The organism is Empedobacter sp. GD03865, assembly GCF_029840775.1.
Taxonomy (GTDB): domain Bacteria; phylum Bacteroidota; class Bacteroidia; order Flavobacteriales; family Weeksellaceae; genus Empedobacter; species Empedobacter falsenii_B.
The window spans coordinates 37,696-53,312 of sequence record NZ_JAOCDF010000010.1 but is presented as its reverse complement, the minus strand read 5'-3'; the positions used below and the strand labels follow the sequence as shown (position 1 = coordinate 53,312).

At 32.1% G+C, this 15,617-nt stretch carries 15 protein-coding genes and 1 pseudogene; 6 read left to right on the top strand and 10 right to left on the bottom strand.

Annotation, left to right across the window (positions count from 1 at the left end; translation table 11 throughout):
- Positions 1-57: 57 nt before the first annotated feature.
- Complete coding sequence (locus N5D46_RS05740) at positions 58-1,239, bottom strand: pyridoxal phosphate-dependent aminotransferase (RefSeq protein ID WP_219034881.1); 1,182 nt, start codon at positions 1,237-1,239, stop codon at positions 58-60.
- A gap of 112 nt (positions 1,240-1,351) precedes the next feature.
- Here N5D46_RS05740 and tpx point away from each other — a divergent pair, with 112 nt between their 5' ends.
- The gene (gene tpx, locus N5D46_RS05735) at positions 1,352-1,852 is read left to right on the top strand and encodes a thiol peroxidase (RefSeq protein ID WP_114997736.1); all 501 of its coding nucleotides are present in this window, start codon (positions 1,352-1,354) and stop codon (positions 1,850-1,852) included.
- A 67-nt stretch (positions 1,853-1,919) separates the two neighbouring features.
- Here the strand turns inward: tpx and N5D46_RS05730 are convergent, their stop codons facing one another.
- Positions 1,920-2,810: a 3-hydroxybutyryl-CoA dehydrogenase gene (locus N5D46_RS05730; RefSeq protein WP_114997739.1), complete on the bottom strand. Its 891-nt coding sequence runs from the start codon at positions 2,808-2,810 to the stop codon at positions 1,920-1,922.
- A gap of 198 nt (positions 2,811-3,008) precedes the next feature.
- Positions 3,009-4,013: a Gfo/Idh/MocA family oxidoreductase gene (locus tag N5D46_RS05725; protein WP_114997742.1), complete on the bottom strand. Its 1,005-nt coding sequence runs from the start codon at positions 4,011-4,013 to the stop codon at positions 3,009-3,011.
- Positions 4,014-4,084: 71 nt separating this feature from the next.
- On the opposite strand from N5D46_RS05725, the gene N5D46_RS05720 reads away from it, so the two are divergent.
- Positions 4,085-4,732, top strand: coding sequence for a protein-L-isoaspartate(D-aspartate) O-methyltransferase (locus N5D46_RS05720; protein WP_038332579.1), 648 nt, complete (start codon positions 4,085-4,087; stop codon positions 4,730-4,732).
- A gap of 48 nt (positions 4,733-4,780) precedes the next feature.
- On the opposite strand, the gene N5D46_RS05715 is transcribed toward N5D46_RS05720, so the two are convergent.
- The 3 genes and pseudogenes from N5D46_RS05715 to N5D46_RS05705 all read right to left on the bottom strand — a co-directional run bounded on the left by N5D46_RS05715 (position 4,781) and on the right by N5D46_RS05705 (position 7,209).
- A complete protein-coding gene (locus N5D46_RS05715) occupies positions 4,781-5,209 on the bottom strand; it encodes a PepSY-like domain-containing protein (protein ID WP_219034883.1) in 429 nt (142 codons plus the stop codon).
- 65 nt (positions 5,210-5,274) lie between these two features.
- Entirely contained in the window at positions 5,275-6,549 is a 1,275-nt protein-coding gene (locus N5D46_RS05710; RefSeq protein ID WP_219034884.1) for a HAMP domain-containing sensor histidine kinase, read from the bottom strand.
- A gap of 1 nt (position 6,550) precedes the next feature.
- Positions 6,551-7,209: pseudogene (locus tag N5D46_RS05705) on the bottom strand (response regulator transcription factor).
- Between the two features lie 94 nt (positions 7,210-7,303).
- On the opposite strand from N5D46_RS05705, the gene N5D46_RS05700 reads away from it, so the two are divergent.
- A complete protein-coding gene (locus tag N5D46_RS05700) occupies positions 7,304-8,320 on the top strand; it encodes an aminotransferase class I/II-fold pyridoxal phosphate-dependent enzyme (protein ID WP_280036984.1) in 1,017 nt (338 codons plus the stop codon).
- Positions 8,321-8,358: 38 nt separating this feature from the next.
- On the opposite strand, the gene N5D46_RS05695 is transcribed toward N5D46_RS05700, so the two are convergent.
- Both N5D46_RS05695 and N5D46_RS05690 read right to left on the bottom strand, forming a co-directional pair.
- Positions 8,359-8,868 carry a hypothetical protein gene (locus tag N5D46_RS05695; RefSeq protein ID WP_221854496.1) on the bottom strand — a complete coding sequence of 170 codons (510 nt, stop codon included), beginning with the start codon at positions 8,866-8,868 and terminating at the stop codon, positions 8,359-8,361.
- A gap of 93 nt (positions 8,869-8,961) precedes the next feature.
- Positions 8,962-10,137, bottom strand: coding sequence for an aminotransferase class I/II-fold pyridoxal phosphate-dependent enzyme (locus N5D46_RS05690; RefSeq protein ID WP_280049430.1), 1,176 nt, complete (start codon positions 10,135-10,137; stop codon positions 8,962-8,964).
- 243 nt (positions 10,138-10,380) lie between these two features.
- Here N5D46_RS05690 and N5D46_RS05685 point away from each other — a divergent pair, with 243 nt between their 5' ends.
- Positions 10,381-11,523 (top strand): DEAD/DEAH box helicase, encoded by a 1,143-nt coding sequence (locus N5D46_RS05685; RefSeq protein WP_280049429.1) that lies wholly within the window; start codon positions 10,381-10,383, stop codon positions 11,521-11,523.
- A 70-nt stretch (positions 11,524-11,593) separates the two neighbouring features.
- On the opposite strand, the gene aspA is transcribed toward N5D46_RS05685, so the two are convergent.
- On the bottom strand, positions 11,594-12,991 hold the full coding sequence (gene aspA / locus N5D46_RS05680) for an aspartate ammonia-lyase (protein WP_114997768.1): 1,398 nt from the start codon (positions 12,989-12,991) through the stop codon (positions 11,594-11,596).
- A 108-nt stretch (positions 12,992-13,099) separates the two neighbouring features.
- Between aspA and N5D46_RS05675 the strand changes: the two genes are divergently transcribed.
- Entirely contained in the window at positions 13,100-14,308 is a 1,209-nt protein-coding gene (locus N5D46_RS05675; RefSeq protein ID WP_280049427.1) for a DUF5009 domain-containing protein, read from the top strand.
- A gap of 163 nt (positions 14,309-14,471) precedes the next feature.
- Here the strand turns inward: N5D46_RS05675 and N5D46_RS05670 are convergent, their stop codons facing one another.
- On the bottom strand, positions 14,472-15,131 hold the full coding sequence (locus N5D46_RS05670) for a helix-turn-helix transcriptional regulator (RefSeq protein WP_280049425.1): 660 nt from the start codon (positions 15,129-15,131) through the stop codon (positions 14,472-14,474).
- A 93-nt stretch (positions 15,132-15,224) separates the two neighbouring features.
- On the opposite strand from N5D46_RS05670, the gene N5D46_RS05665 reads away from it, so the two are divergent.
- The gene (locus tag N5D46_RS05665; protein WP_115001905.1) at positions 15,225-15,617 is read left to right on the top strand and encodes a molecular chaperone Tir; all 393 of its coding nucleotides are present in this window, start codon (positions 15,225-15,227) and stop codon (positions 15,615-15,617) included.

Genomic DNA, 15,617 nt, shown 5'->3' with positions numbered 1-15,617 from the left:
CACAAAAAAATCCTCAAGTAAAACTTGAGGATTTTGATATTTTATCTATTTTTCTACTTACGCTAAAGCATTTTTGATACGTGTCATTGCTTCTTTCAACTCTTCTACAGACGCCGCATACGAGATACGAATACAATTTTTAGACCCGAAAGCCGAACCAGAAACAACTGCAACTTGTGCATGCTCTAATAAATATAAAGCTAAATCATCTGCATTGTTAATTGTAACGCCATTGTATGTATTTCCGAAAGTTGCCGTAACATCTGGAAATAAATAGAAAGCTCCTTTTGGTTCGTTTACTTTGAACGTTGGAATTTCTCTTGCCCAACCTAACATCAATTCACGACGTTCTGCAAACGCATCAACCATGTATTGAACAGAACTTGGATCTGCTTCTAAAGCCGTAATTGCAGCACGTTGAGCGATAGACGTTGCTCCCGAAGTCACTTGTCCTTGTAACGTTTCGCATGCTTTTGCTAACCAAGCTGGCGCTCCAATGAAACCAATTCTCCAACCTGTCATTGCGAAAGCTTTTGCTAAACCATTTACAGTTACTGTTTGATTATAAACTTCTGGGAAAGATGCAATCGAAACATTTTTTTCTCCGTAAACAATGTGCTCATAAATTTCGTCCGAAATAATAATCACATCTGGATATTTTGCTAAAACCTCAGCCAAACCTTTCAATTCTTCTCTTGTGTAAACTGATCCTGACGGATTACAAGGAGATGAATAAATAATAGCACGAGTTTTATCTGTAATTGCAGCTTCTAACTGTGCTGGTGTAATTTTGAAATCAGCTTCTAAAGTTCCTTCCACAAAAACTGGCGTTCCTCCTGATAATTCTACGATATCTGAATAAGAAACCCAATAAGGTGTTGGAATAATTACTTCAGTTCCTTCGTCTACAATTGCTTGTAAAACATTATAAATAGATTGTTTTGCTCCAGTAGAAACAACAACTTGATTTGCTGTATATTCAATATTGTTATCACGTTTAAACTTCTTACAAATTGTTTCCTTCAAATCTGCATACCCTGCAATTGGAGGATATCCTGAATAATTTTCGTCGATAGCTTTTTTAGCTGCCTCCTTGATAAAATCTGGTGTATTGAAATCTGGTTCTCCAATACTTAAACTAATCACATCGATTCCTTGTGATTTTAATTCTCTTGCTTTCGCAGACATTGCAATAGTTGCAGATGGTTTCAAATTCTGTAAACGCTTTGAAAGTTGCATAATATTTGTGTGTTATTTGTAATGTAACAATTTATTATTGCGAAGATACTTTTTTCTCCGTAGAATTTTGTTACTTTTAATCATTAAAAATCTAAGAATAAAATAAAAAATTATGGCTGAAATTACATTCAAAGGAAATCCTATTCATACAGGCGGAGATTTACCTATAATTGGTGAAAAAGCGCCGATTTTTGCTTTAACAGCAGGAGATTTAAGCGACAAAACATTGGCTGATTATGCTGGAAAAAATGTTGTTTTAAATATTTTTCCAAGTGTTGACACTGGTGTTTGTGCGCAATCTGTACGAACTTTTAACAAAGAAGTTTCTTCTGCTGCAAATACAGTTGTGTTATGTATTTCGAAAGATTTACCTTTCGCTTTATCTCGTTTTTGTGCTGCCGAAGGTTTGGATAATGTAGTCACTTTATCTGATTTCAAAAATGAAGAATTCGCAAATGCTTATGGTGTTAAAATGGTTGATGGACCATTAAATGGATTATTATCTCGCGCAGTTGTAGTAATTAATCCAAATGGAGAAGTTGCTTATGCAGAACAAGTTCCTGAAATTGGACAAGAACCAGATTACACACATGCTTTAGCTGCAATTAAGTAATCAAAATAAAAAAAAGCGTTACCCGAAAAGTAACGCTTTTTGTTTTGACTATTTTGTGTAAGATAAACTACTTCGCAAATTGAGCAGCTAATTTCTCAGCTTTTTTTGATTCTGAATAATCATAGAAACCTTCACCAGATTTCACTCCTTTTTTACCAGCAGTAACCATATTTACTAACAATGGACAAGGTGCATATTTAGGATTTTTGAATCCGTCGTACAATACTTCTAAGATTGATAAACAAACGTCTAAACCAATAAAATCAGCTAACTGTAATGGTCCCATTGGATGAGCCATTCCTAATTTCATTACTTCGTCAATTTCTTTCACGCCCGCAACTCCTTCATATAAAGAATAAATTGCTTCGTTAATCATTGGCATTAAAATACGATTGGCGATAAAACCTGGATAATCATTCACTTCAACTGGAACTTTTCCTAATTTTTCTGACATTTCCATAATCGCTTTCGTTACTTCGTCTGTTGTATCGTAACCACGAATAATTTCAACCAATTTCATCATCGGAACTGGATTCATGAAATGCATTCCAATCACTTGTTTTGGACGACTTGTAACAGACGCAATTTTTGTAATCGAAATAGAAGAAGTATTAGACGCTAAAATTGCATTTGCTGGCGCAGCTTCATCAATTTGTTTGAAGATTTTCAATTTCAAATCTAAATTTTCTGTTGCAGCTTCTACAACTAAATCCGCATTTTTTACCGCTTCCGCAGTATCTGTAAATGTTGTAATATTATTTAAAGTTGCTGTTTTGTCAGCTTCCGTAATTTTTTCTTTGGCGATCATACGCTCCAAATTTCCAGCGATTGTTTTCAATCCACGCTCCAAACTATCTTGAGAAACGTCAACCAAATTCACTGCAAATCCTGATTGTGCGAAAACGTGAGCAATTCCATTCCCCATCGTTCCAGCTCCAATAACTGTAATGTTTTTCATCTTTTTGTATGTTTGTTTTTATTATTTATTTTTTTTCGAGATTCGAAGTTCGAAATGAGTTTTGCGAAATTTGATTTTTCAGAATGAGAAGCTGAAATGAATTCAGCTTGACAAATTTTCGTCATTCTGAACTTGTTTCAAAATCACATCATATTCATGCGTTTAGCGAAATTCGAACTTCTAAAATCTAACATCGATTTATTCTTTCTCGATTGTTTGATTTTTGATGACTTGCTGTTCTTTTTCAAAATAAGCAATAATCTCCAATGCAACTTTCAATGCATTTCGTCCATCTTGTAACGAAACTTTAATTGGTGAATTATTCACAATAGAATCTGCAAAGCTTTCTAATTCATCCAAAATTGCATTATTTGGTAAAATTTCTGGATGTTCAAAACAAATTTCTCTACGATCTCCTTTATCGTTTTCCAAAATCATCGCAAATTCACTTGGATTTTCTGGCGCTTTGTGCATTTTAATAATTTCAGTCTTTTTCGTCAAGAAATCAATTGAAATATACGCATTTCGTTGAAAAACACGCATTTTTCGCATATTTTTCATTGACATTCTACTTGTCGAAACATTCACCACACAACCATTTTCAAACTCAATTCGAGCATTTGCAATATCAGGTGTATCACTAATTACCGAAACTCCAGACGAATGAATTGATTTAATTTCTGATTTTACAATCGATAAAATCACATCTAAATCATGAATCATCAAATCTAAAACTACAGGAACATCTGTACCGCGCGGATTAAATTCTGCCAAACGATGCGTTTCAATAAACAATGGTTCTTCGATAAAAGGTGCAGCCGCTGTAAATGCAGGATTAAAACGCTCTACGTGTCCAACTTGCGCTTTCAAACCTTTTTCATTTGTCAATTTCAACAAATGATCTGCCTCTTCTAAGGTATGCGTAACTGGTTTTTCGATGAAAAAATGTTTATTTTTTTCGATCACTTTCAATGCCACTTCATAATGTGATAACGTTGGTGTCACAATATCGACAACATCAACAGCATCAATCAATTCGTCCATCGAACTAAAATATTTATACCCAAATTCAGCTTCAACTTTTTTTCCATTTTCTTCAAAAGAATCAAAGAAGCCAATTAATTCGTATCTTTCCGATTGATTTAATAACTTTAAATGGATTTTTCCAAGGTGCCCAGCACCGATCACTCCTACTTTTAACATTTGGTAGATTTTGCCGTTAAAATTAATGAGAATAAGTTGTATTTAATGCATTTTTGTAAAAATTTTGGAATATGTCTGTAGACGATTTTAAACACAGAGGACGACGCAAAATGTTGGTTGATTTGTTGCGCTCGAAAGGAATTGAAGATGAAAACGTATTGGAAGCTATTAATTTAGTGCCACGACATTTATTTTTAGACAGCGCATTTACGGAATTCGCATATCGCGACGAAGCTTTTCCGATTGCTGCTGGACAAACGATTTCGCATCCGTTTACAGTTGCTTTTCAGACACAATTATTAGACATTCAGCCTAATGAAAAAGTCTTAGAAATCGGAACTGGTTCTGGTTATCAAACTGCTGTTTTGGTTGCTTTGGGTGTTGAAGTTTTTACGATTGAAAGACAAAAAGATTTGTTTGATTTCTCGAAAATCATGTTGAAAAAAATCAATTTCGAGCCACGTTATCAAACGTATGGAGATGGTTACAAAGGTTTACCTTCTTTTGCTCCTTTTGATAAAATTATTGTAACGGCTGGTGCGCCAGAAATTCCAGAAGAATTAAAAAAACAATTGAATATTGGAGGAATAATGGTGATTCCAGTTGGTGAACAATCGCAACGAATGATTGTCATTATGAGATTATCAGAAGATCAATTTGAACATTACGAATTTGGTGATTTCAAATTTGTGCCAATGTTAGAAAGTCGAGATAAATAGAATAAAAAACTCCAACTAAAGTTTAGTTGGAGTTTTTTATTTTATTTATTAATCATCAATTTTCTTAAAATTCCCGTTTTTATCAAATTTTAATTCAAGTCCATTGTTCAATTTCACTTCAATTTCTTTTCGATCTCTTTCTATTTTTGTTATTGTAGTATTCGGAAAACTTCTTTTCACATAATTCGAAATTTTAGCTGGAATAAATCCTGTTGGAATAGCATTTCGTTTTCCATCGACTTCTTTCCAAGCTCCGTCTCCATCAAATTCTACTTTTGTTCCATTTGCCAAATACACTTTATATTCTTTCGAAAAATAATCGTCGTCCAACATCACAGAACCAACTTGTTTTGCACCAAAATATTTGTTGATAAATTGCTGTCCCATTTTTGGAACTTGGTTATATTTTATTGCTTTATCTTGAGCAAAAGAAATCAACGTTGCACTTAACATGATAACACTTAAAAACTTTTTCATTTTGTTTGATTTTATAATTATTAAGACAAAGTTGCAAAGTGAATTAGGAAAGATTTGGGAATAATTTATTTTTTCAGAATAAATTGATGAAAAGGAAACTCATAATTGTAATGTAACGTCAAATTTTGTTGATTTTTGATAATCGTGTCCACAATCGAAAGCCCTAATCCATTATTTCCATCACTTGTCCCTTGTTTATAAAAACGACTAAAAATAAGATTCGAATCCAATGTTGCGTTTTTCCCTGTATTCGAAATTATAAATTGATTTGAATCACTTTCTATCTTAATAATTTTCTCATCATTATTATGTTTGATCGCATTTCGAATCAAATTTGAAATTAAAATTCGCGCTAAATCGATATTAAAATCAAGAATAAAATCTGCCTTAAAATTCGTTTCTAATTTAATTTCTTCTGCTTCTAAAATTTCTTCATAATCTTCGATCAAATCTTTTGTCAAAGCTGTAAAATTAACTTCAACATTATTTTTGTATTGATTATTCTCGATTCGAGATAACATTAACAACGATTTATTAAGATTCACCATTCGCCAAAGTGTTTGCTTGGTTTCTACCAAACTCATCACCTCTTTTTCTTTTAAATCTGAATTTTCTATTAGCAAATCAAGTTTGTTTAGCGCAATTGTCAAAGGTGTTTGCAATTCGTGGGAAGCATTTTCGATGAACAATTTTTGTGAATTAAAAACCTCATCATTTCGATTAATCATTCGCTCAATTTCTTTTTGCAAATAAGAAAATTCTTTCACATTCGTTTCGACAAGTTTTGGTTTTTCGTTATTTCCTACTTCATATTTTCTTAATTGAGAAATAATTTGCCCAAAAGGTTTGAAGGCTTTTTTCAATCCAAAATGATTAATCAATAAAATACTAATCAAAATAAAAACATACAACGCAATCAAAGAAATCGATAAATCATAAATCAATTCATCTTCTTCGACTGTTGAGGTTCTTATTTCTAATGAATACGGATGATTTTCTTTGTCATAAAAACCAGTTCTCAATATACGATAAGGTTCCATATCATCATCGTATCCCATGTAAACCAACTCATTCGAAAAGTGATTTCTTTCATCATATTTACTTGGATCAACTTTGGAAATTTTGAATTGACTTAATCCAAATTCGGTTGTATTTAATAAATTCGGATCGCGATAAGCTTCTCGAATAATTTCAATTTTTTGATTCTTTAATCCGTCATCTACATTGTCATAAACTTCATCCAAAATCAAGGAATGAAAAAGAAATGCCCAAATCGCAATAACGATAAGCAACCAAAATGTGAGGTAACGAAATGTATAATTTTTTAGTGATATTTTCATGTTAAATCAACTTATAACCAATCCCATAAACCGCTTGTAAATCGGCTTCAGAATTTGCTTCTTTCATTTTTTTTCTTAGATTTTTTATTTGCGAATAAATAAAATCTAAATTATCAGATAGCTCAATATGATCTCCCCAAACACTTTCTGCTAAAGTTGTTTTCTGAAAAACACGTTCGGGTCTCAACATAAAATAATACAGCAAATCATATTCCTTTCTGTTTAATTTCAGTTCGATATTATTTACTTTTACCAAACGATCTTCGGGAAAAATTTGAATATTTTTATAACTCAAAACATCCTCTCCTTTTTGTAGATTTTTGCGCAAAGCAACTTTAATTCGAGCCAATAATTCAGCAAAATGAAATGGTTTCGCTAAATAATCATCCGCGCCAACCAATAATCCTTCTACTTTATCATCAACCGAATCTTTCGCCGACAAAATAATCACCGAAGATTCTTCAATTCCTTCAACAAAGACATTCCATCACCGTCTGGTAACATCATATCCAATAAAATGCAATCATAATCGAACGAAATTATTTTATCCAAAGCTTGCTGATAATTATCTGCTGTTTCGACAATCATCTTTTCCTTTTCTAAAAACTCAACAATTGTTTCTTGCAATTTTATTTCATCTTCTACGACTAAAATCTTCATAACTTCAGTTTAAATAATTGGTAAAAATAGATAGTAAAATAGGAAAGAATTAGGAAAACTCCTACTTTTATTCTCAAAATTTAAGATTTCAATTTTGAAAAAATATAGCTTTAAAAATGATTATAGCGAAGGTGCTCACCCAGCAATTTTGCAACGATTAATCGATACAAATTTAGAACAAACAATTGGTTACGGCGAAGACGAATTTTGCAATGAAGCAAGAGAGTTCATCAAAAAAAGACTGAAAAAAGATTCAGCAATTCATTTTGTTTCTGGTGGAACACAAGCCAATTTAATTGTAATTTCTTCTATTCTAAAACCACACGAATCTGTAGTTGCAGCCGAAAGCGGGCATATTGCCGTTCACGAAACGGGCGCGATAGAAGCAACAGGACATAAAATAAATACCATTGCGACGGATAATGGAAAAATAACTCCTGAGCAAATTTCGATTATTCTTGCCACACATACGGACGAGCATATGGTAAAGCCAAAATTGGTTTATATTTCTAATTCTACGGAAGTTGGAAGTGTTTATTCAAAAAAGGAATTGCAAAAGCTTTATCATTTTTGCCAAGAAAATAATTTATACCTTTTTGTTGATGGCGCACGTTTAGCTTCTGCTTTAACTTCTTCTAAATGTGATTTAAACTTAGAAGATATGGCAAATTTTGCAGATGTTTTTTACATTGGTGGAACTAAAAATGGTGCACTTTTAGGTGAAGCAATTGTGATAAATAATTTAAAATTGGACGAAGATTTTCGTTATCATATTAAGCAAAAAGGCGGAATGTTAGCGAAAGGACGTTTGATAGGAATTCAATTTTCGGAAATGTTTCGAGATGATTTATTTTTCGAGATGGGAAAACACGCCAATCAAATGGGAGAAAAATTAGCAAATGCTATTTCAGCAAAAGGTCACAACTTTTTGACAGAACCATCTTCCAATCAAATTTTCCCTATTTTACCAAATTCAATTATCGAAAAACTACAACAAGATTTTGAGTTTTATATTTGGCAAAAAATTGATGAACAAAATTCTGCAATTAGATTAGTCACTTCTTGGACAACACCAGAGGAACAAGTAGAAAATTTTATCAAATCAATATAAAAAATAAAAGGATCCATAAATTATTGGATCCTTTTATTTTAATAATAATCTTTCATATTTTTCAAACGCTCTTTCGCGCGTTTATATTCTGCTTTTCTGATTTCTTTTTTACGTTTCATCAAATTTTTATCGTAAGAATAATTACGTTCTATTCGCTTGATATCTCTTTCGTATTCGTCTTCTAAACGCTCTAATCGATCATCAATTCGGTCTTTATAATAATCGTCACGATGAGAATTTGACCATTTATAACGTTGATTATCATTTAAGATTTTATCAATATCACGTTGTAAATTGTAAGAAATCTCTCTTTTTCTTCTACCTTTTTCGTAACCAGATAAATTACGATCTCTTCCAACTCTTTCGAAATCTTTACTTGCTTGTTTTTTTAAAGCAATTATTTTATTTTTTTGACTTGATGATATTCCGTAATAATCAGATCTTTCAATTAAAATATCGACATTTCTATTATTTCCATCATTTGGTCTATTTTGCGCATAACTTGAAATTGTAAACAATGCAAAACCAAAAATTAAAAACTTCTTCATATTCTAAACTTTCGTTTAGAATATGCAAAGTCCGTACTGAAATGAATAAATTATTAAAATTTATATTTAACCAACAACTAATCAATAAATTAATTAAACCTTAGTTTTTTCTAACGCTTGCAAAATATCTTCGATAATATCCACTTTATCCTCCAAACCGACCGATAAACGAATAGAACCTGGCCTAATTCCCAAATCTGCACGTTCTGCATCTGATAATTTTGCGTGAGTTGTAGTTGCTGGATGCGTTGCAATCGATCTCGAATCTCCTAAATTAGACGTATATAAAATCATTTCTAATGCATCAATAAATCTGAAAGCACGTTCTTTTCCTCCTTTCACTTCAAATGTTACGATTCCACCCCCGCCTTTCATTTGTTTTTTCGCCAACTCATATTGCGGATGCGATGGTAAAAATGGATATTTCACATCTGCAATTTCAGCATGATTTTCCAAAGCTTCTGCCAACGCCAACGCATTTTCGCAATGACGATCCATACGAAGTGGCAACGTTTCTAAACTTTTAGAAATTGTCCACGCATTAAAAGCCGACATCGCCGGACCTGTATGACGAATAAAAAACATCATTTCATTGATTAATTCTTCTTTTCCTACAACTACTCCACCCAAAACTCGACCTTGTCCGTCCATATATTTTGTTGCAGAATGAATAGATAAATCAAATCCAAATTGCAAAGGTTGTTGTAAATATGGCGTTGCGAAACAATTGTCAATTGCAAAAATAACATTCGGATGTTTTTCTTTCAATTTTGCCAAAGCTTCTAAATCAAATAATTCTAATCCAGGATTTGAAGGCGATTCTAAGAAAACAATTTTTGTATTTGATTGAATTGCTTTTTCCCAATCCTCGATATTTGGCGTTTCTACATATGTATAAGTTACGCCCCAACGCGGAAATAATTGCGTAATTAATTGATGTGTAGAACCAAAAATTGCACGACTCGATACAATATGATCTCCACTTTTTATATACGAAGCAAAAGATGCAAAAACAGCAGCCATTCCCGAAGCAAAAGCTAAACCTGCATCTGCTTTTTCCAAAGCACAAACGCGATTAATAAACTCTGTTGTATTTGGATTTGCATAACGTGAATAAACCATACCTTGCTCTTCTTCTGCAAAAATTGCACGTCCTTGCTCTGCGCTATCAAAAATAAAACTTGATGTTAAATATAATGGAACCGAATGCTCGCGAGTAGCAGATCTTGGCGCTTGCTCACGAATTATCTTAGACTGATCTTTTTTCATAAGAATCAAAGTTAACGATAGTTTTATTAAGCAAAAAGCTTTTAATAAAGTTTTAAACAGAAATTATTTCTGTTTTCAATCGTTGTTTCGATAATTTGACTGTTTCTAAAAAGATTTTTAGAAATATTTCAGAAACGATTTTAAAACTTTCATTTTCATCACGATTAAAAATGATTAAACGAGTAATTATTCCTAAAATATCATTCAAATTTAATCTCTACCTTTGCAGTCTTATATCAATTTATGTCATTCGAAAATTTAGGATTATCACCATATTTATCAAAAGCAATTACAAAACTTGGATTTTTAAAACCTTTTGAAATTCAGACCGAAACAATTCCATCTATTTTAAAAGGAAAAGATGTGATGGGAATTGCAAAAACTGGTTCTGGAAAAACCTTGTGTTTTGTTGCGCCTTTGCTACAAAAAATTCAACATCAATCGTACGAAAAATCTCGTAACATAAAAGCGTTAATTTTAGTTCCAACACGTGAACTAGCAGTTCAGATTGAACAAACTTTTGCAGGATTGCGAACTGCTTTACGCCGTGAGGTACAAACGCAAGCGGTGTATGGAGGAACTTCGATTAATCCACAGATGAAAAATTTGTATGGAACAGAAATTTTGATTGCAACTCCTGGTCGTTTATTGGATTTAATGGATCATAATGCGTTATCATTGGATCAATTGCAATATTTGGTGATTGACGAAGCAGACAAAATGTTCCAATTAGGATTTGGAGATGAGATGAACCGAATTTTGAAAAGTGTTCCGAAAAAGAAACAATCAATTCTATTTTCTGCAACTTTGAATGATAAAATTGATGAAATAAAATCTACATTAAGTATTGATCCAATTGTTGTTGAAATCAAAAAACAAGAAATTGATTTGGAACAAATCGAACAAGTTGCTTATAAAGTTGATGCCGAAACAAAAGGTCCTTTTTTACGTTATTTAATCAAATCTGAAAACTTAGAACAAGTTTTGGTTTTTGTTTCTTCGACACGAACTGCAGATAATTTAGTAGAAAAATTAAAAAAGAATAAAATCTCTGCAATGGCGATTCACAGTAAGAAATCCCAAGGCGCTAGAATGGATAATTTGGAAGATTTTAAACTAGGTGATATTAAAGTTTTGGTTGCAACAGATTTGATTGGACGCGGAATTCATATCGAAGGTTTACCAACTGTTATTAATTACGAATTACCTCGTTCGCCTTTAGATTATGTGCACAGAATCGGGCGTACAGGTCGTGCAAATGCAAACGGAAAAGCCATTAGTTTGATTACAGAAGAAGATTTGCATCATTTCAAAATCATTCAGAAAAAAATGGGTAAAAAAGTTGATTTACTTCCAACTGATAATGTGAATTTACACGGATTCTAAGAAATACGAAACTCGAATTACGAAGTTAGAAACTCAACAACTCTAACTTCGTATTTCTAATTTTTTACTTCTAGATATGTGGACCAAGCATATTTTTAGGATCAAGGATTTCGTCCAAACGTTCTTTCGACAATAAACCGTGATCTAAGACCAATTGATATACACCTCCTCCTGTTTCTAAAGCTTCTTTCGCAATTTTTGTACTTGCTTTGTAACCAATGTAAGGATTTAAAGCTGTAACAATTCCAATACTATTTTGTACTTCATTTTTCAAATGTTCTGCGTTTGCTGTAATTCCATCCACACATTCAACACGTAGCGTATTCATCGCATTTGTTAAATATTGAATCGATTCCATAATCGAAAAACCAATTATTGGCTCCATTACATTTAATTGTAATTGACCAGCTTCGGCAGCCATTGTTATTGATAAATCATTTCCAATCACTTTAAAACAAACTTGATTCACTACTTCTGGAATTACTGGATTTACTTTCCCTGGCATAATCGAAGATCCTGGTTGTTTTGGAGGTAAATTAATCTCGAACAAACCTGTTCTCGGACCAGATGTTAACAAACGTAAATCATTACAAATTTTCGACAACTTCACACAAAGACGTTTCAAAGCTGATGAATAATCCACAAACGAGCTTGTATCCGAAGTTGCTTCAACTAAATTATCAGCCAACGAAACATCTTCATTCATGATTTCAGCTATTTTAGTTGTACACAATTGTGCATAACCTGGAACAGCATTCAATCCAGTTCCAATTGCAGTTGCACCCATATTAATTACTAATAATTCGGCAGCAATTCGGTTTAAATTATCAACTTCTTTATGTAATGTATTCGAAAAACCTTCAAACTCTTGCCCAAGCGTCATTGGAACTGCATCTTGCAATTGCGTACGTCCCATTTTTATAACATTACCAAATTGTTTACCTTTTTTATCAAGTGCCTCATACAACGAAGTTAATGCCTCAACCAAAGGTTTATTCATATTAAATAATGCTAATTTCAAAGCAGATGGATAGGCATCATTCGTAGATTGCGAAAGGTTTACATGATCATTTGGCGAACAAAATTGATACTCTCCTTTTTGTTTTCCTAAATACTCCAAAGCAATATTTGCAATTACTTCATTTGCATTCATATTTGTAGAAGTTCCCGCACCACCTTGTATCATATCGATTGGAAATTGCTCTGTATATTTACCAGCAATTAACTCATTCGAAGCAAAAGAAATCGCATCAAATAATTCTTTCGATAAAATTCCTAATTCATGATTGGCTTGCGCAGCACCTAATTTCACAACACCAAGCGCTTTTACAAATTCGGGATAATGTGACAAATAGTTATTGGAAATTTTGAAATTATTAATGGCACGTTGCGTTTGCACACCATAATAAGCCGTTTCAGGAATTTGTAATTCTCCTAATAAATCAGACTCCGTTCTCATTTTATTTATTGTTTGTTATTGACAATTAAAGGTAAGGAATAATCTAGTATCTTTTTGAAAAGCATTTTGTCTAAAAATTCAAAAAATCTATATCTTTAAAACATTAACACAAAAGAGATGAAAGCAGCTCGTTATTATTCATTAGACGTTTTTCGTGGCGCAACTGTTGCGTTGATGATTTTGGTAAATAATCCAGGAACTTGGTCGGCTATGTTCGATCCTTTGGAGCATGCAGAATGGCACGGATGTACGCCAACAGATTTGGTTTTTCCTTTCTTTTTGTTTGCTGTAGGAAATGCAATGGCTTTTGTGATTCCAAAATTGCAACAACAACCTCAACAAATTTTCTGGCAAAAAGTAATAAAACGAACAATTCTAATTTTCGGAATTGGATTATTCATCAATTGGTGGCCATTTTTCAAGTGGGATAATAATGACCTTATTTTCAAAGCATGGAAAGATTCAGAAGAAAGCGGAATCCGAATAATGGGCGTTTTACAACGAATTGCAATTGCTTATTTTTTCGCTTCGGTGATTGCTTTTTATTTTAAACAAAAACAAGTTTTATTGATAAGTTGTGCGATTCTTCTACTTTATTGGGTTTTAACTTTCGGACTTGGAACTTCTGACCCTTATTCATTAGAAGGTTTCATCGGAACTAAAATCGATAATCAATTGCTTGGTTTAGCGCATATTTACAAAGGAGAAGGTGTTCCGTTTGATCCCGAAGGAATTTTCAGTACAATTTCTACTATTCCACAGGTTTTATTTGGGTATTTGGTTGGTGATTATATTCAGAAACAAGGAAATATCAATTGGTTGAATCGTCCTTTACCAAAAACTGACAATCCGCAATATAAAATGTTAGCTGGTTTATTTGTTTTAGGAACAATTGCATTGACAATTGGTTATGTTTGGCAATGGGATTTCCCGTACAATAAAAAGATTTGGAGCAGCTCTTATGTTTTCAACACAACTGGTTTAGCAATTTTGACAATTGGCGCTATGATTTGGTTCATCGAAATTTTAGGCATCAAAAATGGTTTCATGAAATTCTTTGATGTTTTTGGAAAAAATCCTTTGTTCATCTTTGTTTTGAGCGGATTATTACCTCGATTATTAGGTTTAATCAAAATTGAAGCTGGTTTAAACGACAAAAGAGAAATCAAATTCATTTCACCATTGGATTGGTTCTACGAAAATGTTTGCGCTAAAATTCCTGGAATTCCAGAAATTGGTTCATTTGTTTATTCGCTAATTTTCTTAGCTTTCTTTTGGTGGTTAGCTTATTTATTAGATAAAAAGAAGATTTATATTAAAGTTTAAAAGTCTTGAGTAGTAATATTATAAGTTTTTAGAAGAGATGTCTCGATTCCTCGACATGACATTAATTATCAGCCTAGATTGGATTTTCTTGTCATGTTGAGCGAGTCAAACGATGTAGAAACATCTAATATTTAGAAAACAATCTTACTTATAAAAATTATTTCTAAACCTTCTTATAAACAGCATAAAACTGATAAAAGTGCTGAATATTTTCAACATCAAAAATAATTTGTTTCCATTGATTTAATTCCAAAATCAATTGATTTTCGTGTTGAGTAAACTTCCCAACAAAAATTTCATCATCATTCAAATACAAACCAAACTTATCATTTACCAAATGTAAATTTTCCACTTCCAAATGTTCAAAAAATAAAATAGATGATTCTTCTTCTGTAAAATCGATAGGTGAAGCGATATTCGAAGAATATTCTAACGCAATAAATTGATGCGAATTATAGATTGGAAAATAGATCGACGGATAGTTTTCTATATTAGAAAATAATTCTTTTTTTAACTGAATTATTTCTCGTGATAAAAAAGGAATCGCGCTCAAATTTTTAACATTTCGTAACATATCAGCTTCCTCAAAATAGTTATTAAAGTGTAATATTTCGTTAACTGTTAAGTTTTTTTCGATCAAATGACTTATTGGAATGCTAAAATATTTAGCAATTAGAGAAATCGTTTCAATTCGTGGCTCTGCACGTTTTTCTTCGTAAGATGAAATATTCCCTCTACTAACATCGAATAAATCAGCAAAAGCTTGCTGAGTTAAGTTCTTAACTTGTCTTAATTTCTTTATATTTTCACCAATTTTTGTCATTATTTAAAATTTTAACATTTTTATTTGCTAATTATTTTAGCAAATTGTTTAATTTTATGGAAACAAATTACAAAAAACACTAATAACAACAAAATGAATTATTTTTCGAAGATTGAAAATTTTATTCAAAACATCAATTACACCATCACTTACAAAGACGAAAAAGAAGGTGTTTTTATGATTGAAAATTTATTGGATGGTGTTCAAAATCTGATTGTAGGGATTGCACCACCTGTTATCATTTTCGAGTTGTATTTATTTACAATTACAAATGATAATCTGGAAATGCTAAAAGCGTTGTTGATGAAAAATCGCGATATCATTCATGGTGCTTTTGCAATAACAGAAGACGGAAACAAAGTCATTTATCGTTACACACTTCAAGTTGCGAATCTTGATCAAAACGAATTTGAAGCAACGTTAAACTCTTTGAGCTTATTGATGAGCGAATATTCTGCTCAATTAATCGAATTTTCTAAACAATAA